Annotated in this window: 20 protein-coding genes; 5 read left to right on the top strand and 15 right to left on the bottom strand. The window is 46.5% G+C overall.

Annotation, left to right across the window (positions count from 1 at the left end; genetic code table 11):
- The first annotated feature begins 39 nt into the window (after positions 1–39).
- Positions 40–633 carry a response regulator gene (locus ABXT70_RS01395; RefSeq protein WP_443641399.1) on the top strand — a complete coding sequence of 198 codons (594 nt, stop codon included), beginning with the start codon at positions 40–42 and terminating at the stop codon, positions 631–633.
- A 45-nt stretch (positions 634–678) separates the two neighbouring features.
- Here the strand turns inward: ABXT70_RS01395 and ABXT70_RS01390 are convergent, their stop codons facing one another.
- From ABXT70_RS01390 to ABXT70_RS01375, 4 genes are all read right to left on the bottom strand, one after another.
- Positions 679–2064, bottom strand: a complete 1386-nt coding sequence (locus ABXT70_RS01390) for an FAD-dependent oxidoreductase (RefSeq protein WP_443641398.1) — start codon at positions 2062–2064, stop codon at positions 679–681.
- The gene (locus tag ABXT70_RS01385; RefSeq protein WP_443641397.1) at positions 2064–2360 is read right to left on the bottom strand and encodes a (2Fe-2S)-binding protein; all 297 of its coding nucleotides are present in this window, start codon (positions 2358–2360) and stop codon (positions 2064–2066) included. Before ABXT70_RS01385 ends, ABXT70_RS01390 begins: the two co-directional genes overlap by 1 nt.
- Positions 2341–3477 carry an NAD(P)/FAD-dependent oxidoreductase gene (locus ABXT70_RS01380; protein ID WP_443641396.1) on the bottom strand — a complete coding sequence of 379 codons (1137 nt, stop codon included), beginning with the start codon at positions 3475–3477 and terminating at the stop codon, positions 2341–2343. Before ABXT70_RS01380 ends, ABXT70_RS01385 begins: the two co-directional genes overlap by 20 nt.
- A gap of 156 nt (positions 3478–3633) precedes the next feature.
- A complete protein-coding gene (locus tag ABXT70_RS01375; RefSeq protein WP_443641395.1) occupies positions 3634–4401 on the bottom strand; it encodes an ABC transporter ATP-binding protein in 768 nt (255 codons plus the stop codon).
- A 229-nt stretch (positions 4402–4630) separates the two neighbouring features.
- On the opposite strand from ABXT70_RS01375, the gene ABXT70_RS01370 reads away from it, so the two are divergent.
- Positions 4631–5350: a YggS family pyridoxal phosphate-dependent enzyme gene (locus ABXT70_RS01370; RefSeq protein ID WP_443641394.1), complete on the top strand. Its 720-nt coding sequence runs from the start codon at positions 4631–4633 to the stop codon at positions 5348–5350.
- A 45-nt stretch (positions 5351–5395) separates the two neighbouring features.
- Positions 5396–6223 (top strand): pyrroline-5-carboxylate reductase, encoded by an 828-nt coding sequence (gene proC, locus ABXT70_RS01365; protein ID WP_443641393.1) that lies wholly within the window; start codon positions 5396–5398, stop codon positions 6221–6223.
- Positions 6224–6299: 76 nt separating this feature from the next.
- Here proC and ettA read toward each other — a convergent pair whose 3' ends face one another.
- Positions 6300–7958, bottom strand: a complete 1659-nt coding sequence (gene ettA / locus ABXT70_RS01360) for an energy-dependent translational throttle protein EttA (RefSeq protein WP_443641392.1) — start codon at positions 7956–7958, stop codon at positions 6300–6302.
- A gap of 172 nt (positions 7959–8130) precedes the next feature.
- Between ettA and ribA the strand changes: the two genes are divergently transcribed.
- Positions 8131–8721, top strand: coding sequence for a GTP cyclohydrolase II (gene ribA, locus ABXT70_RS01355; protein WP_443641391.1), 591 nt, complete (start codon positions 8131–8133; stop codon positions 8719–8721).
- On the opposite strand, the gene ABXT70_RS01350 is transcribed toward ribA, so the two are convergent.
- The 6 genes from ABXT70_RS01350 to ABXT70_RS01325 form a co-directional block, all read right to left on the bottom strand.
- Positions 8707–10491 carry a 1-deoxy-D-xylulose-5-phosphate synthase gene (locus ABXT70_RS01350; RefSeq protein WP_443641390.1) on the bottom strand — a complete coding sequence of 595 codons (1785 nt, stop codon included), beginning with the start codon at positions 10489–10491 and terminating at the stop codon, positions 8707–8709. The two genes, ribA and ABXT70_RS01350, sit on opposite strands and share 15 nt — an antisense overlap.
- Before the next feature lie 4 nt (positions 10492–10495).
- Entirely contained in the window at positions 10496–11392 is an 897-nt protein-coding gene (locus ABXT70_RS01345; protein ID WP_443641389.1) for a polyprenyl synthetase family protein, read from the bottom strand.
- Between the two features lie 2 nt (positions 11393–11394).
- Positions 11395–11640: an exodeoxyribonuclease VII small subunit gene (locus tag ABXT70_RS01340; protein WP_443641388.1), complete on the bottom strand. Its 246-nt coding sequence runs from the start codon at positions 11638–11640 to the stop codon at positions 11395–11397.
- A gap of 2 nt (positions 11641–11642) precedes the next feature.
- Positions 11643–12224, bottom strand: a complete 582-nt coding sequence (locus tag ABXT70_RS01335; protein ID WP_443641387.1) for a YggT family protein — start codon at positions 12222–12224, stop codon at positions 11643–11645.
- A gap of 161 nt (positions 12225–12385) precedes the next feature.
- Complete coding sequence (locus ABXT70_RS01330; protein ID WP_443641386.1) at positions 12386–12661, bottom strand: SDR family NAD(P)-dependent oxidoreductase; 276 nt, start codon at positions 12659–12661, stop codon at positions 12386–12388.
- Positions 12630–12848: a hypothetical protein gene (locus ABXT70_RS01325; RefSeq protein ID WP_443641385.1), complete on the bottom strand. Its 219-nt coding sequence runs from the start codon at positions 12846–12848 to the stop codon at positions 12630–12632. The genes ABXT70_RS01330 and ABXT70_RS01325 overlap by 32 nt, the downstream gene beginning before the upstream one ends.
- A gap of 3 nt (positions 12849–12851) precedes the next feature.
- Here ABXT70_RS01325 and ABXT70_RS01320 point away from each other — a divergent pair, with 3 nt between their 5' ends.
- Positions 12852–13307: a DUF4426 domain-containing protein gene (locus ABXT70_RS01320; RefSeq protein WP_443641384.1), complete on the top strand. Its 456-nt coding sequence runs from the start codon at positions 12852–12854 to the stop codon at positions 13305–13307.
- Position 13308: 1 nt separating this feature from the next.
- On the opposite strand, the gene hemW is transcribed toward ABXT70_RS01320, so the two are convergent.
- The 4 genes from hemW to ABXT70_RS01300 are packed head-to-tail and all read right to left on the bottom strand — an operon-like array spanning position 13309 to position 17125.
- Entirely contained in the window at positions 13309–14469 is a 1161-nt protein-coding gene (gene hemW / locus ABXT70_RS01315) for a radical SAM family heme chaperone HemW (RefSeq protein ID WP_443641383.1), read from the bottom strand.
- Entirely contained in the window at positions 14469–15074 is a 606-nt protein-coding gene (gene rdgB, locus ABXT70_RS01310; protein WP_443641382.1) for an RdgB/HAM1 family non-canonical purine NTP pyrophosphatase, read from the bottom strand. The genes hemW and rdgB overlap by 1 nt, the downstream gene beginning before the upstream one ends.
- A gap of 31 nt (positions 15075–15105) precedes the next feature.
- Entirely contained in the window at positions 15106–15720 is a 615-nt protein-coding gene (locus tag ABXT70_RS01305) for a helix-turn-helix domain-containing protein (RefSeq protein ID WP_443641381.1), read from the bottom strand.
- Positions 15721–15736: 16 nt separating this feature from the next.
- Complete coding sequence (locus tag ABXT70_RS01300; RefSeq protein ID WP_443641380.1) at positions 15737–17125, bottom strand: L-serine ammonia-lyase; 1389 nt, start codon at positions 17123–17125, stop codon at positions 15737–15739.
- Between the last annotated feature and the right edge of the window lie 70 nt (positions 17126–17195).

Genomic DNA, 17195 nt, shown 5'->3' with positions numbered 1-17195 from the left:
AATAATAGACCTATTATCATTTTAGATGAAAAACCGCACATGAGTAGCATCGACCTCTCCACAATGTCTGAGCTTACCACTCGCCAGGCAGCCACATTACTTAACGTCTCTGTACGCTCAGTTCAACTTTGGGTAGAAAGTGGTGTATTACAAGCGTGGAAAACAGCCGGCGGCCACCGCCGTATCAGTGTAGGCTCTATCCAACAACTGCTCGATGAAAAACATGAAAAACAAACACCTATTCGCAGGCCCAGCACCAAAGGCACTGTTACAGTCCTGATTGTAGATGACAATAAGGACACCTTATTATTGTATAAAATGCTCATCAATAATTGGTTCCCTAGCCTACAAGTAGAAACTGCAGAAAATGGCATTGATGCCCTTGTTAAGATTGGCGAATTCAAACCAACAGTACTTATTACCGACCTACAAATGCCGCAGCTCGATGGTTTTGCCATAATTGAGCGATTACAAAATGACCCCAAATATGATCACCTCACACCAATTGTTGTAACGAGCGTGGATGAAGCAGAAGTAGCTGCAAGCAATTTACCTCATAGTGTGTCTGTATTACGCAAACCCATACCGGTAGAAGAGCTCAAGGAATTAGTATTGCAGGCAGTGAAAAACTAACCTGAGAAAGCTACATCATGCACAAAGTTTGGTTAAAAAAACAGACTACAACTCAGACCGCCTAGCTAATTGACCTAAGCAGATAGGACTTAAAGGAGGTCGTACGGTCAAAGGCTCTACCTCTGACATCGGCCGCTGCTGAGCGTGGGCCACCAAATAGCCTAAATTGAGGCCACACTGGCGACCCTGACATGCCCCCATACCTGCACGAGTAAAACTTTTCAGTTGATTTACACCGGCACACCCTGTGTTGGCAATGGCCGTAATAGCCTCTGCACTCACCTGTTCACAGCGACAAACAACGGTGTCCCCAGAAGGTTCCGAAAGCCACGCTGCTGGTTGGTATAGACGATCAATTAAACCCCGAGCCCAGTGTAGTTGTTTGATCCTAAAACGCAGCCATAGGTTAACTAACTTGTTTCGCCGAGACCGGAGTTCTGCTGCACTATTTACTCTAGCAAGGCCTGCAATTCTACCCTCAAGTTGAGCCAAGTAGGCACCCCCAATGGCGCCAGCATCTCCTGCTACTTGCAGGCCATCGATTGGCGTTTGACCAGCTGCACCCACTTGCGTCTGCCAACACTGTTTAAAGTCATTCCACACCTGAGGACACCCTAACAGTTGTGCCATTTGGGTTTGAGGAATAAGCCCTTGATGTAACATTATCAAGTTACAGGCGATGTCATAAACCTTGCCCGATACAGTGTAGCGCACTCCCGATGCATGCTCTTTGCCTATCACTTCAATGTGAGACACTCCACTAATGTAAGGTATCTTAATGCGCTGCACCAAGGTTAACCAAAGGCCTTTAAACAGCTGTGTTGGCGTGGTTAAGCCCGCCATTAGCCACGGTATAGCATACCAATAGTTGGACTTAGGCGTGGTGTCGAGTAAGGCAGTAATAGTGACACCAGCGGCACGATATTGTTGCGCCAACAGCAGCAGCAAAGGACCGGAACCGGCCAAAACAACCTGTTTAGGTAATAAAGCGGAAGACTTTAGTAAAATTTGCCCTGCCCCGACAGTCATAACCCCAGGCTTATCCCAGCCGGCTATAGCTATAGGTCTTTCCATAGCCCCATTAGCTAATAATAGATGACTAGTGACATAAGTTATTGACTCACCAGAAACCAGCACTGCCACCACAAAACCCTTTTCATGGGCCTCGATATGCCATACTTGCACCAGAGGTTGGTAATCGCATTTAGCAGCCATAAACCTGGCCAATAAAGGCTTACCCGAAACATAGTCAGGGCCCAATACTTTAGCTTGCTTACTTTCAGCCTGACCTAAATTACGGTAAATTTGACCACCAGCACTTGCGGCCTGGTCCAGCACTAATACACACAACCCTGCTTTACTTGCTTCTATTGCAGCAGACATACCCGCTGGCCCTGCACCAATCACCAAATAGTCATATATCTTGTTCATTAGTTTAACCCTGCCATCAGGGTCTCAATACACATGTATGGCGTGATTTGACGTAAGCAAGCCCTCTGTTTGTGCTGCCCATCAATGCTTACTAGACATTCAAAGCACACTCCCATATGACAAAATGGCGCCCTTGGTTCGCCACTAACAGGATGCTGACGGGTGGCCAAGTGACCTAAATATAACAAAGCCGCAGCTACACTAAGCTGAACTGGCACCTGGTGCTCAACACCGTTGACGACGATGGGGCACTGTGGCGGATCTTTAATCAAGGATCTAAACAGAGAATCGGTCATTGTTCATGGCTTCTATAAGTATTTTTTGGTCTCTATCAAGGGTGTTTAATAGCCAATTAGTCAATGGTCCTGCGTGTGCTGCAGCAAGGGTAACACCACTGTGGCAACACACGCCAAAGGCCCCTTTGTACTTGTCAGAGTGCTGGTAAATAGGGCCGCCATCAGGTGACATCACTCGTAGCGCACCCCAACTCCTAACTAATTGTAAGCGTGCTAATTCTGGCATTAAAGCTACTACATCGTCGGCAATGGCTTGCATCACTTCAAGGCTCGAGCGGTCATCTAGGCCTGTGTGCTCATGGGAACCACCTATCTGAATCGTGCCTTCGGCAGTTTGACGCAGCTGTGGGGAAGCATATGTAAACGTACCTGCCGCAGCTCTTTCGGTAATGAGTATTTGACCTTTAACGGGGCTCACAGGCAAGTGCATGGCTAGCTGCTTACCCAAGCGCTGATTATCTAGGCCAGCACAGAGGACAATCTGTTTAGCCGCAAAGCCTGCAACATTAAAACCTTGCGTCAATACCTCGATATTTTCAACCGTACAACGGGATTGGTATTCCACACCGTGCAATTGGTTTGCCTTATGCAACGCTGACAATAGATATAACGGATTAACTTGACCATCTTGTGGGCTGTAAACTGCCCCCACTACAGATTCACCAAGGCCTGGCTGTAAAGCTAACGCAGCGTCCCGATCAAGTAACGTATATTGAAACCCACCCTGAGTATGGTGCGCCATGGCAGCCATTTCTTCACTTAAGACACTAAGATGTTGTTGGCTTAGAGCAAACTCTAAACCACCTTGTCTTTGATAAGCTATATCAATTTGACTTTCGTGGATCAACTGACGGGCAAACTGGGGCCACAAGTCCGCTCCTTGTAGACTCCAATTGGCGTATGCGGGGAAGTTATGACCTTTACCTTGCACCCAAATGAGACCAAAATTACCCACAGATGCACGGTGATCCGTATCCGCGCCGTCTAGCACTAAAATACGTAATTGAGGTTGTTTTTGAATTAGACCGTAGGCAATTGATGCCCCTACCAGACCACCACCAACGATGATCCAGTCATAGGGCTCTAACTGATTATAAGCGGGGATCAATGACAACACGTTCTTGCAAGTGTCCACTCATACGCTTTTCCCACGCAGCAATAAATATACCAAAGCATAGGTCATAACTAAATACATAGCGGCAGCGGTGATATAAAACTCATACGAACCTCATCGTTCAATTATTGTGGTTATAGTTTGCCAAAAAGCTAGGGCTTAATAGCTCGATGCCAAAAACTGGCGGCACCGTTCTGATTTTGGATTTTGAAAAACCTCTTCCGGCGTGCCTTGTTCTTCAATCATGCCTTGATGAAGAAAAATAACTTTAGAGGACACTTCGCGAGCGAAGGTCATTTCGTGGGTAACTACAATCATGGTGCGGCCTTCTGCGGCCAGCTGACGCATAACTTTAAGTACCTCTCCAACTAATTCAGGGTCTAATGCAGATGTCGGCTCGTCAAACAACATTACTTCTGGGTCCATAGCCAATGCGCGTGCAATGGCTGCTCGCTGCTGTTGACCGCCAGACAAGTGATCTGGATATTGATGGGCTTTATCGGCAATACCCACTTTTTCCAACAACTGCATAGCCTTAGTATGAGCTTCAGTTTTAGTTTGGCCTAAAACGTGTACCGGTGCTTCCATAATATTTTCTAGAATAGTCATATGGCTCCAAAGGTTAAAACTTTGGAATACCATGCCCAACTTAGTGCGGATGCGATCGACTTGCTTTTGGTCAGCAGGCAGGCGATTACCCTTACTGTCAGTTTTCATTTCCATCAACTCACCGTTGACTCGCACTTCACCACTGTTGGGTGTCTCTAACAAGTTAATACAGCGTAAGAAGGTACTTTTACCCGAGCCGCTGGCACCAATTAAAGAAATCACATCGCCTTTATTGGCTTCTAAGGACATGCCTTTAATCACTTCGTTTTCATTAAAGCTTTTATGTAAATCTATAATGGATAGAGCTAAAGTCATCATGGATCCAAATGCTGTGGGCTATTTTAAAAATCTAAACAATAGGCCATGATATTGGCTAATACCCTCAAGCTCAAGCTATTCGCACCATAGACCTATGACTGGGTCGCTCTGTGTTAACTTTAAGTCCGTCTCCCTCAATTTTTACCCTTAACAGCGCCCTATGACACACACGCTAGAATTGTTACCATAATAAGTACCGCTTACTTGTGACATTTTACTGCGCTTGCTTATGACCTCTTATGCTACCCAACAGACCATCCCCCAAGCTCTCATCCGTACCCAACAGCGTATTAATGAGGCCTGCCAAGCATCTAGCCGACTCACACATGATGTGATGTTATTGGCGGTCAGCAAAACCAAACCTTTGAGTGCCGTTATCGAGGCCTATAATCATGGCCAGCGCCACTTTGGAGAAAATTACCTACAAGATGCTTTGGAGAAAATTGAAGGCTGCCCCCATGACGATATTGAGTGGCATTTTATCGGTGCCATTCAGAGCAACAAAACCAAGAGTATCGCAGCCCAGTTTGATTGGGTCCACACCTTGGATAGAGATAAAATCGCCCGCCGCCTTAGCCAACATAGACCATCTCATCTACCACCATTAAAAGTGCTCATACAAGTTAACATTAGTAACGAAAGCAATAAAAATGGCGTGCCACTGAAGCAATTAGAAGAGCTTGTGGATCAGGTTTCACAATTACCTAATTTGTTATTATGCGGCTTAATGTGTATACCTGCTGCAGGTCAAACCGAGTCTAGCCAACACCATGCTTTTAATAAAATGGCGGCTGCAAGAGACCAACTTAACCACGCTTACCCACAAATAAAACAGCTTTCTATGGGCATGTCTGGCGATCTGACTAGCGCCATTGCTTGCGGTTCAACCATAGTCCGTATTGGCACGGATATCTTTGGTGCCCGCAACACCCTTAACCCTGAGCTATAACAACCTAAAACTACATACAATAACGTCAACAACTAGGACAAGACCATGCCACAGACTCCCCACATTGCATTTATCGGTGCCGGCAACATGGCACAAGCCATTCTCAAAGGCATGCTTGCAGCGGGGTACCCGCAAAGCAAAATTTCCGCCAGTGGCCGCACCCAATCTAAATTAGACGTGTTAGCAGCAGACACGGGCATCCATACCAGTACCGATAACCTAGCCCTGTGTCATCAAGCTGACGTCATTGTATTAGGCGTAAAACCACACATGATGGGAGATTTGGTACAAAGCATTGCACCTGCAGTAGACGTCTCCAGACAACTGATTGTCTCAGTGGCCGCTGGCATTTTAGCCAACAGTATAGAAATTTGGCTGGGGAAAAAAGTTCCTATTGTGCGTTGCATGCCCAACACCCCCTCATTGGTAGGCCAAGGTGCTGCAGGGTTATTTGCTACAGACAGAGTTTCCCCCACACAAAAGCAAACTGCCAGCACGATCATGCAGTCAGTAGGTTTAGCCTTGTGGGTGGAAACCGAAGCCCATATTGACGCTGTTACAGCTGTTTCAGGCAGTGGGCCAGCTTATTACTTCTTAATGATGGAAGCCATGATCGCTGGTGCCGAAAAACTCGGACTAACTAATGATGTGGCACAACAACTGGTACTTCAAACAGCCGCAGGGGCTGCCCAGATGGCTCAACAAAGCCAGCAAACACCAGCTCAATTACGGGTTGCCGTCACTTCACCCAATGGCACAACAGAACAAGCCATAAATACCTTTAATGACGGTGATTTTAGCCAACTCTGTAGCCAGGCTATGACGGCGGCCCACCATCGTTCTAAAGAGTTAGCTCAGCTATTTAAGGCCTAATGACAGCCATATTTAGCTAAGCCGAGTATCCAAGATATTTCAGCTAATCTGGGCATAACGGCAGCAACGAACTGCTTTAAGCCAGCTTTTTATACTTCACTCGCGTAGGCTGGTGGTCCTTGCCTGTACGGGCCCTATAATCTTCGGCATATTCCGAGTAGTTACCTTCAAAGAAAGACACCTTAGAATCACCTTCGTAGGCCAATGTGTGGGTACAGACACGGTCTAGGAACCAACGGTCGTGAGAGATCACGATGGCAGCGCCAGGAAACGCTAACAGAGCCTCTTCTAGGGCACGTAAGGTTTCTACATCTAGGTCGTTAGTTGGTTCGTCTAGAAGCAACACGTTGCCACCTTGCTTTAACAGTTTAGCAAGGTGTAACCGGTTACGTTCACCACCAGACAAGTCTTTCACAAACTTCTGCTGATCATTACCTTTAAAGTTAAAACGCCCAGCATAAGCACGAGAAGGCACCTGATAATTGCCCACGGTAATGATGTCCAGACCGTCGGACAATTCTTCCCACACAGTTTTAGTACCGTCTAGCTCACGCATCTGGTCTACATGGGCTAATTCAACAGTGTCACCTATTTCTATGCTACCTGAATCTGGCTGTTCGCTGCCCGTAAGCATCTTGAACAAGGTTGATTTACCAGCACCGTTACCACCTACAACACCAACAATAGCACCTTGGGGCATACTGAATTGCAAACCTTCCACTAACATCTTGTCGCCAAAGGCTTTACTTACACCACTCACGTCAATTACTTTGTCACCTAAACGCGGGCCAGGTGGAATATAGATTTCAGAAGTTTCGTTTCTTTCTTGGAATTCACGTGAGTTTAATTCTTCAAAACGCGCTAAACGAGCTTTAGATTTAGCTTGACGCCCTTTGGCATTACTGCGTACCCAATCCAACTCTGACTTCACCGACTTTTCGTGGGACGCTTGCTGGCGCCCTTCTTGAATCAAACGCGCTTCTTTTTGCTCTAACCAAGACGAGTAGTTACCTTCGTAAGGGATACCGTGACCCCGATCTAGCTCCAAAATCCAACCAGCAGCGTTATCAAGGAAGTAACGGTCGTGGGTGATAGCCACAACGGTGCCGTTATAATCTACCAAGAAGCGCTCTAACCAAGCCACAGACTCAGCATCCAAGTGGTTCGTTGGCTCGTCTAGCAACAACATATCTGGTTTGTTCAGTAGTAAACGACACAAAGCTACACGGCGGCGTTCACCACCAGACAGATATTCTACTTTTTCATCCCAGCCAGGCAAACGCAAGGCTTCTGCCGCCACTTCTAAGGTGCGTTCTAGATTGTGAGCATCACTGGCTTGAATGATATCTTCTAGCTTCGCTTGCTCGGCTGCCAAGGCATCAAAATCTGCATCGGGTTCTGCATAAGCGGCATATACAGAGTCTAATGCTGTTAAGGCATTTTTTGCTTCTGCAACGGCTTCCTCAACCACTTCACGTACAGTTTTGGAGTCATCTAACTGTGGCTCTTGTTCTAAATAACCCACATTGATGCCAGGTTGTGGACGCGCCTCACCATTATACTCTTTGTCGACCCCAGCCATGATGCGCAACAAGCTAGATTTACCAGAACCATTTAAACCCAAGACGCCAATTTTGGCACCAGGAAAGAAGGACAAAGAGATGTTCTTTAAAATTTCACGCTTGGGAGGAACCACTTTTCCAACCCGATTCATCGTATACACAAACTGCGCCATGTGATTTCCTGATTAATTCAAAAATATGCAGTTATTATACCCTGACACGCCATTAAAAGGGGGAAAGCACTCCCCATAGTATTTTGCCATCCGGCCACTTGTGATATGGTTTGCAGCCCCCACCTAATGGGGATACTATATTTTGATCACCGTTGTTGTTTAAGGAATTTCCGTGTCTACTATCCATGTTGCCTCCTCATTGCTGCCGACCCCTTACGGCACTTTCGATATGCATGGTTTTGCCGATAGCGAAACTGGCAAAGAGCATCTAGCCCTAAGCATGGGAGACCTTACTGATGGTACCGCCGTGCTAGCACGATTGCACTCGGAGTGCTTAACGGGTGATGCCTTGTTCAGTATGCGTTGCGATTGTGGTTATCAGTTACAAGAAGCCCTAAAACGCATTTCCACAGAAGGCCGTGGTGTGCTTTTGTACTTGCGCCAAGAAGGCCGTGGTATCGGTTTATTAAACAAAATAAAGGCTTACAATCTACAAGACCAAGGAGCGGACACTGTAGAAGCCAACGAGCGCTTAGGTTTTGATGCGGACATGCGCACCTACGATATGACCAAAGATATGTTTGATTACCTACAAATCAAGTCCGTGCAATTAATGACCAACAATCCAAAAAAAATCAAAGCCCTCACAGATCTTGGCATTACCGTAGAACAACGCCAACCACTAGAAGTGGGGGAAAACAGCCATAACAAAGCCTACCTAGCCACCAAGGCTAGCAAACTAGACCATTTATTCGGCAAATAATCGTGTTTTCCAAGCCTTAATTTTCCTTGTCATTGCAGCCTCAGATAAGCCCGTACTGTGCAACACCTGTTCGCGGTTTCCGTGAGGCAGTGATCTGTCTTCGTGGCCTAGACACAACAATCTCACTTGAGTTTTTTGCTGCACCAACCACTCACTCACAGCAGAACCTGCGCCACCGATACGGCTATGATCTTCTATGGTGACAAAACCATTATGTTGAACTAGTAATTGTTGCAGTAGAATTTCATCTAATGGTTTCACGAAACGCATATCTACCAAGGTGGCATCGTGAGCCTCTGCCAAGGCTGCTGCCTTGTCTAACAAAGTCCCAAAATTCAGTATAGCAATAGCATTAGGTTTATTTGCAGAGCGAATCACCTGCCCTCGACCCAGTTCAATGGGGCCTACCAATGGGGCTCCCTCTAACGCCTCTCCACGGGGATAACGCACCGCAGCAGGTCCACAATATGCATAACCAAAACTTAGCATTGCGCGAGCTTCAGTAGCAGTACTAGGCGCCATCACTAGCAGATTAGGCAAACAACGCAAAAAAGCCAGATCATAAGCGCCCGTATGGGTTGCTCCATCTTCACCCACGACTCCAGCACGATCAATGGCCAACAATAGATCCAAATCCTGCAACGCAATATCATGGATAAGTTGATCATAACCACGCTGCAAAAAGGTAGAATAAATAGCCACTACAGGTTTAGCTCCTTCACACGCCATACCCGCTGCCAAGGTAAGCGCATGCTGTTCGGCAATAGCTACATCAAACAAACGGGTGCTAAACTCTTTGGCAAAAGGCTCAAGACCTGAACCACCAACCATGGCAGGGGTAATAGCCATCAAACGATCATCTGTTCGTGCCTTTTCGCAAACCCACTTGCCAAACACTTGAGCATAAGTGGGGCCCTTTTTAGTGACCACAACTTCAATTGGGTCAATTTTTGAGAGCGCATGATAACCAACTGGATCAAGCTCAGCTGGGCCATAACCTTTGCCTTTTAAGGTGTGGATATGCAACAGCTTAGGCCCAGGAAGGCTCACCAATTCACTAACCGCTAACATTAATTGTGGCAAATCATGACCGTCCACAGGGCCTCGGTAGGTAAAGCCTAACGCCGTAAACCACTGGGATGGCCCACCGTAGCCATGGTGATCATCCAAAAAGGTCGCCAAACCACCCAGATTTTCATCAATCGCCATATCATTATCGTTGACGATAATGAGCGCATTGGCTTGGCAATGGGCCATGTGATTTAACGCTTCAAAGGCCATGCCCGCCGTAAGGGCTCCATCTCCAATCACCGCCACATGGCGGGCCAGAGGATTATTGCTTGCCAACACCATACCTAATAAAGCACTAATAGAGGTACTGGCATGGCCCACACCAAAAGCATCAAATGGGCTTTCTTCTCGTTTGGGGAATGGTGCTAAACCACCGGCCTGCCGCATGCTTAACATGGCTTGCTTGCGCCCAGTCAGCATCTTATGTGGATAGGCTTGGTGGCCCACATCCCAGATCAACCGGTCGTTCGGCGTATCAAGCAAATAATGCAAGGCAATGGTGAGTTCTATCACCCCTAACCCGGCACCCAAATGACCTCCAGTTTGACCCACGCTGTATAACAACGCCAAGCGTAATTCATAAGCTAATTGAGGCAATTGCTCTAGCTTTAGCTTACGCAAATCGACCACACCATCCACCTGATCAAACAAAAGGGTGGTCGGCATTTGCCGTGGAATTTTTAGGATAACTGGGAACATGTTACTAGTGCTTACGGTTGACAATAAAGTCTGCCAGCCAAACCAAAGGCTCTGCTGCAGCACCAAATCCTGCAACGGCGTCTTTAGCCTGTTGATGTAGCTCCATCAACCGTGCTTTAGCAGCAGTCATACCCAGCAATGCCGGGTAGGTAGATTTGTCATTGATTAAATCTGAACCTTGGGCTTTACCTAAGGTTGCCGTATCGCCTTCAATGTCCAAAATATCGTCTTTCACCTGGAAGGCTAAACCAATGGCTTGCGCATAAGCACGTAAATTATCAATTTGTTTAGGGCTAACATGGCTCTGTGACAAAGCGCCAATCTCTACGCTTGCAACAATCAAAGCGCCCGTTTTTAAACGATGAAGATGCTCCAACTGTGCTAAATTAACTGCATCATGTGCTGCTGCCATATCCAACATTTGTCCAGCCACCATACCTTTAGCACCGGAAGCTTGGGCCAAACAGGCCACCATAGCCAAACATTGCTCGGCACTTATTTTCGGGCCTTGTGCACTAGCCAGAAACTCAAAAGCCAAAGCTTGCAAGGCGTCACCTGCTAGAACGGCAGTGGCTTCATCAAAGGCAACGTGACAGCTGGGTTGACCGCGGCGTAAGGCATCATCATCCATAGCTGGCAGGTCATCGTGAATCAAAGAATAGGCATGCATTGATTCAACGGCAGCTGCCAGCGGGTCTAATGCGGCATGGTCAACACCACAAGCACGGGCGGCGCCATACATCAGAGCTGCCCTCACTCGCTTACCGCCTTGGACGGCACTATAGGCCATAGCTTGAGACAAAACTCCGCTGGCACGGCGCTGACCAATGGCCGTATTTAGATACTGCTCTACCCTAATTTGAGAATGGCTAAGAAAGCCTTCTAATGAATCAAAGTCCAAACCTAAGACTCCTTACTAAAGGGCTGTTCAACAACCCGGCCTTGAGCATCTTGCATCAATACATTTACCTTTTGTTCCGCTTGCGCTAACGCTGTTTGGCAGCCACGGGTCAATGTAATACCACGTTCAAAGGCAGCAAGAGAGTCTTCTAAGGTTAAGTCACCCTGTTCCATTTGCTTTACTAAGCTTTCTAACTCAGCCAAAGAAGCTTCAAAATTAAATGCGCTTGTAGTTTGATCCTTGGTCATCACTATAACCCCAAAACCAAACCACGGGGCATACTGAAATTCGAAGCTAAATTCTGAATCACCAGCATGTCTACTAAATTAATCATAATAAATACCAGAATAGGCGAAAAATCTAAACCACCCAGATTAGGCAACATACGCCGTGCTGGCGCCATAACTGGCTCTGTAAGCTGATGTAGCAAATAGGCGCCCGGATGTTTAGTTTGAGGGGCCAGCCAACTCAAAACAATGCTTGCAAGTATCGCAAAGAATAACAAGTCGAGCACTTGAGATGCCAAACCTATTAGGCTCCATATGGCCAAACTGACCGGATTGGGCAGACCAAAGCCAGCAATTAACAACACCACCACAATCAATAACAACTGCACTAAAAATGCTAACACAACAGTAGCTAAACTGAAGCGCCCTGTACGCGGCATTACCTTTTGCAAGATTGAAACAAACGGTTGAGTTAATTTCACCACCGCTTGAGCTAAAGGATTGTAGAAATCGGCCTTAGCCAACTGCAACATAAAACGGATGATTACCATCATTAGGTACAACCCAAAAACCGTTTGTACTAAAAACACACCTGCATTTGTCATGATGAATCAACACCCTTAATAGACTTAGAAAGACCTTTGCATAATAGTGTCTCATATTGGATGCATGGAGACTACTAGGGATGTGAGCTTAACAGTGCTCTAGTTTGAGCATCAGCTTAATCGTGTGAAAAGTATGGCATTTTACTCAACTAGCCTGTCCGTTAAACTGGCGTAAAATCCGCAGAAGATACATTGACGATAGCGCCACCTCGTCCTCCATGCTTTAATGCCATGCGTTTAATGGCCTCTCTCCAGCACAAAAAATAGCTTGTAACATTGGTAGTAAGTAAACGATTAATGCGCTCAGCGTCCATCTGCTCCACCGACATTTGCGGTAGCAAAATACCTGCATTGTTAACTAACCCAGTTAAAGAGCCTAGACGTGCATCAATGGTGTTAAATAAATCAACCACCTGTTGTTCTTGAGAAACGTCCACCTGCGCTGCTATGGCCTTTAGCCGCTAAAACCTGTGCCGTTGCTGCTCCAATCCCTCGGCTGGCTCCAGTAATTAAGATATTACCCATTTTCACTGCTCTTGATTTAGCTTTTACTTTTTGGAACGGATCACGCACAATTAGAGGCTCATTAAATACCCTATGTAATAGGTCTAAAGAAGCCAACATATCATGAACCTTACACGTTACCTTAGCTTTATCTATTGTTTATTACTAGTTTCATTGGCACTTTCATTGGCACTGCCCAGCTATGCAGAACAGGCCATCCATAGCCAAAAGTACGACATCCATTACAATGCCTTCAACACCATGATGGTGACCCCTGATGTGGCCCAAAGTTATGGCTTCACTCGCGCCAGAAACCGTGCTTTATTAAATATATCAGTGATCGATAAGGCCACAAAAAATCCTCTACCAGCCATGGTTACAGGCACCCGAACTAATATTATTGGGCAAAGATTGCCGTTAGATTTTCAACAAATTAAGGAACAGAACGCCATTTACTACATCGCACAATTACGTTTCACCGAAGAAGAAATGTGGCGTTTTGAATTAAAGATACAGCCAGATTTGAACGTCGAGGCAATCCCGTTAAAATTTAGTCAGACGTTTTATTTAGAAAAGTAATCTAGTCAAAATAACTTAACAGGTCATTTAGAAAGCGCCACCCTAAAGGGCTGGCTTGAAGCCGATCTGGCATCATCAGCCCTGCCTGCCTTGCAGAAGCAATAGCAGTTTCCACTTGAGCCAAAGATTGTCCAGTAGTGGCTAGGTAGCTCGCTGTAGTTACGCCTTTCTGAAGGCGCAGGACATTCATAAAGAACTCCAGCTTTAGCTCTTCTGGCGCAACACAATGGTTTGAAGCCAGTGGATATATTGCTGCCATATAGGCCTTCGGTTGGCGTAACTTCACCCTACGCTCTATGACCAATGTACCATCATTCCAACTGCTAACTTTGCCATGGGCTCCTGCCCCTACACCAATATAATCACCAAAATGCCAATAGTTAAGATTATGCTGAGCTTGACTGCCTTGTTTGGAGTAAGCCGAAATTTCGTACTGCTTTAACCCAGCTTCTTTGATCAAGGCTTGGCCTTGATCTTGGATATCAACAAGAATATCTTCATCGGGCAAATTAGGCGGCCGGCTGTGAAATTCAGTATTAGGTTCAATAGTGAGCTGATACCAGGACAGGTGATCAGTATCAAACTCCAAAGCTTGCTGTAAGTCAGCTAAACCCTTTTCCAGGGTCTGCCCTGGCAAGCCATGCATCAAATCTAAATTAATACGGTTAAAGCCTAATGACTGAGCTTTATCGATAGCTAACTTAGCTTGTGTGGCACTGTGTATACGCCCTAAGACCTGTAAACACTCATCATCAAAACTCTGTACGCCAATAGACAAGCGATTAATACCCTGTTCAAGAAAGCCTGCAAATTTAGCTTGCTCAAAAGTCCCAGGATTCGCCTCTAATGTAACCTCCATATTTCTTTTGCATTTAATATTGGCTTTAACGAAACTGAGAATTTCACCAATACCCGCAGCACTCATTAAGCTAGGAGTACCGCCGCCAATAAAAATACTATGCAAGGTGCGGCCGCTGACAGTGGCCAGCTCTTTGCTTAAATCGGCTAGTAAGGCTGTTATATAACTGCTTTCAGGAATGGCTTCCCCACCTTGGGTAGCATGAGAGTTAAAGTCACAATAAGGGCACTTACGTACACACCACGGAATGTGGATATAGAGGCTTAGTGGAGGCAATAGTAGCTGATTAATAGGTGACGGCATCAAGCTTCAGCTAATGCTCTTTGCAATTTCGCCAAGGCTTTTCCACGGTGGCTGATGGCAATCTTCTGTGTAGGTGTTAGCTGTGCAGCACGGCAGCCCTTTTCTAGTACTTGAAAAATAGGGTCATAACCAAAACCATGTTCGCCCTGCACACCATCCATAATCAAACCTTCCCACGCCGCCTGGCAAATGAGCGGTGTAGGATCAGTGGCATGGCGCATGTACACCAACACACATTGAAATCGAGCAGTGCGCTGGCTCATTGGAATGTGTTCAAGGTCAGCAATAAGTTGAGCACTATTAGCGGCGTCTTTGGCTTGGCCGTTTAATGTGGAGCCTGCGTAACGAGCCGAATAAATGCCGGGGGCACCGCCTAACGCGTCTACTTCCAAGCCTGAATCATCGGCTAAAGAAGGCATTCCTGATGCGGCGGCAGCATGACGCGCTTTAATAATGGCGTTTTCGACAAAACTAAGACCTGTTTCTTCCACTTCTTCGGTAACAAACTGGTTTTGTGGGACTAACTCAATACCCAATGGCGCTAAACGCTGGCCGAATTCTTTTAACTTACCGGCGTTGCCGCTTGCCAATACCACTTGTTTCATTATTTAGCCTTGTGAAAGGACGTTTTAGGGGTCAGAGTGCCACACACACCCAAAGCACTAGCGCATCGTCTTTGCTAGTGGATACCACTGCATGGCCCATGGTGCTGTCAAAATAGGTACTATCCCCTTCGCTAAGGGCTAAAGGCTCATACTCTTCAGTATACACCAGCACGTCTCCATCTAGCACAAGCAGTAGCTCTTCACCTTCGTGTCTTACCCAGCCGCCAAACTCATCCAAAGTGCGAGCACGGACACGGCTTTTAAAAGGCACCATACGTTTTGAATCTAGCTCTGTTGCCAACAACTCATGCTCGTATGTAGCAGTTAGGTGTTCGCGGCCTTGCTGTTTTTTGGTGACACTGCGCCGGCCAGAAATGCGCACTTCTTTGACTGGGGCAAACAATTGAGGCATGTCGATACCTAAACCAAGAGCCAACTTTTGCATGAGATTGAATGTAGGCGAAAGCTGGTTATTTTCCATTTTTGACAAAGTTGATTGTGCTACACCAGTCACTTTACTGGCTTGTTGCAAGGTCATTTGACGATCTTGTCGCAAGGCCCTAAGGCGTTCACCAAAATTACCTTGCTGGGCAGCAGGGCTAGGAACGGATGGCAATATACCCGCTTCTGGGCGCAATGTAGACATTAATTTCTCCGTCTAATTAACAGTTGGTCACGTTGACCGCAAGACCGCCACGGGAGGTTTCTTTGTATTTATCCTGCATATCTGCACCAGTTTCACGCATGGTTTTAATCACGTCATCTAATGATACCAAATGCTCACCATCACCTCGCATAGCCATATGGGCCGCGTTAATAGCTTTGATCGAACCCATAGCGTTACGCTCAATACATGGCACCTGAACCAAACCTGCAATAGGATCACAGGTAAGGCCTAAATTGTGCTCCATACCAATTTCAGCAGCGTTTTCCACTTGCTCAGGGGTACCACCAATCACTTCGGCTAAACCTGCAGCAGCCATTGCGCACGCACTACCCACCTCACCCTGACAACCCACTTCTGCTCCTGAAATAGAAGCGTTGAGCTTACATAAGATACCAACTGCGGCGGCAGCCAATACGAAGCTTACAATACCTTTATCGTCAGCCGATGGATAGAAGTTATCGTAGTAATGTAATACCGCAGGAATAATACCTGCAGCACCGTTAGTGGGTGCAGTAACAATACGACCACCAGCAGCGTTTTCTTCATTAACGGCCATAGCATAAAGGTTTACCCAATCCATGGCGGATAACTGCGGGGTAATCACCTTCACAGAACCCAAGCTGCTGAGTTTGCTATACAAGTCTGCGGCGCGGCGCTTAACATTAAGGCCACCTGGCAAAACACCTCCCGTGTTGCAACCATTGCGAACACATTGTTGCATCACCTGCCATAGGTGCAAAATTTTACTTCTTACTTCTTCTTCTGTGCGCCAAGTTTTTTCATTCTCCATCATCACCTGACTAATACTCATACCCGTAGCCTTACAGTGGGCAAGTAATTCAACACCAGAGGTAAATGGGTAAGGAACTTTGGGCTGGTCATCGTCTATAGGTAGTTCGTCGGCTTTGGCAGCCGTTTCATCTACAATAAATCCACCACCTACGGAGTAATAGGACATCTCTAACAACACATCCCCCACATCGTCGAAAGCGCTCATGGTCATGCCATTAGGGTGGTAAGGCAGTGATTCTTCTAAGTTAAGGATGATGTCACGGTGCTGGATAAACTCAATATCATGCTCACGCTTAAGGGGCAGCCGCTCATTGGCCGAAATTTCGTCCAACATTGGCTGTACCTGCGGTGGATCGATGGTATCAGGCGCTTCACCCAACAAACCGAGAATCACAGCAATATCACTGGCATGGCCTTTACCCGTCGCGCCAAGGGAACCAAACAATTCACCTTTCACTCGCGTCACTTGAGTTAATTTACCTTCGCTCTTAAGCTGCTCAACAAAGGCTAAAGCAGCCCGCATGGGGCCGACGGTGTGTGAACTAGATGGGCCAATGCCAATTTTTAGCAAGTCGAATACGCTTAAACTCATGATCAATGCCTTTGTTGTGGTCAGACCACTAGGTTAATTTATTAACCTTGAACTATCACCTAATACTTCC

It is taken from the genome of Candidatus Njordibacter sp. Uisw_039 (assembly GCF_047730075.1).
Classification (GTDB): Bacteria; Pseudomonadota; Gammaproteobacteria; order Pseudomonadales; family Balneatricaceae; genus Njordibacter.
The sequence above is the reverse complement of the archived record's forward strand: the minus strand, read 5'-3'. Positions and strand labels throughout refer to the sequence as shown.

What these genes read in the sequence shown, in the direction of transcription:
- ABXT70_RS01395 (WP_443641399.1), top strand. Translation starts at nt 40, where the DNA reads ATGAGTAGCATCGACCTCTCCACAATGTCTGAGCTTACCACTCGCCAG.
- ABXT70_RS01390 (WP_443641398.1), bottom strand. Translation starts at nt 2,064, where the DNA reads ATGAACAAGATATATGACTATTTGGTGATTGGTGCAGGGCCAGCGGGT.
- ABXT70_RS01385 (WP_443641397.1), bottom strand. Translation starts at nt 2,360, where the DNA reads ATGACCGATTCTCTGTTTAGATCCTTGATTAAAGATCCGCCACAGTGC.
- ABXT70_RS01375 (WP_443641395.1), bottom strand. Translation starts at nt 4,401, where the DNA reads ATGATGACTTTAGCTCTATCCATTATAGATTTACATAAAAGCTTTAAT.
- ABXT70_RS01370 (WP_443641394.1), top strand. Translation starts at nt 4,631, where the DNA reads ATGACCTCTTATGCTACCCAACAGACCATCCCCCAAGCTCTCATCCGT.
- proC (WP_443641393.1), top strand. Translation starts at nt 5,396, where the DNA reads ATGCCACAGACTCCCCACATTGCATTTATCGGTGCCGGCAACATGGCA.
- ettA (WP_443641392.1), bottom strand. Translation starts at nt 7,958, where the DNA reads ATGGCGCAGTTTGTGTATACGATGAATCGGGTTGGAAAAGTGGTTCCT.
- ABXT70_RS01350 (WP_443641390.1), bottom strand. Translation starts at nt 10,491, where the DNA reads ATGTTCCCAGTTATCCTAAAAATTCCACGGCAAATGCCGACCACCCTT.
- ABXT70_RS01340 (WP_443641388.1), bottom strand. Translation starts at nt 11,640, where the DNA reads ATGACCAAGGATCAAACTACAAGCGCATTTAATTTTGAAGCTTCTTTG.
- ABXT70_RS01335 (WP_443641387.1), bottom strand. Translation starts at nt 12,224, where the DNA reads ATGACAAATGCAGGTGTGTTTTTAGTACAAACGGTTTTTGGGTTGTAC.
- ABXT70_RS01325 (WP_443641385.1), bottom strand. Translation starts at nt 12,848, where the DNA reads ATGTTGGCTTCTTTAGACCTATTACATAGGGTATTTAATGAGCCTCTA.
- ABXT70_RS01320 (WP_443641384.1), top strand. Translation starts at nt 12,852, where the DNA reads ATGAACCTTACACGTTACCTTAGCTTTATCTATTGTTTATTACTAGTT.
- hemW (WP_443641383.1), bottom strand. Translation starts at nt 14,469, where the DNA reads ATGCCGTCACCTATTAATCAGCTACTATTGCCTCCACTAAGCCTCTAT.
- rdgB (WP_443641382.1), bottom strand. Translation starts at nt 15,074, where the DNA reads ATGAAACAAGTGGTATTGGCAAGCGGCAACGCCGGTAAGTTAAAAGAA.
- ABXT70_RS01305 (WP_443641381.1), bottom strand. Translation starts at nt 15,720, where the DNA reads ATGTCTACATTGCGCCCAGAAGCGGGTATATTGCCATCCGTTCCTAGC.
- ABXT70_RS01300 (WP_443641380.1), bottom strand. Translation starts at nt 17,125, where the DNA reads ATGAGTTTAAGCGTATTCGACTTGCTAAAAATTGGCATTGGCCCATCT.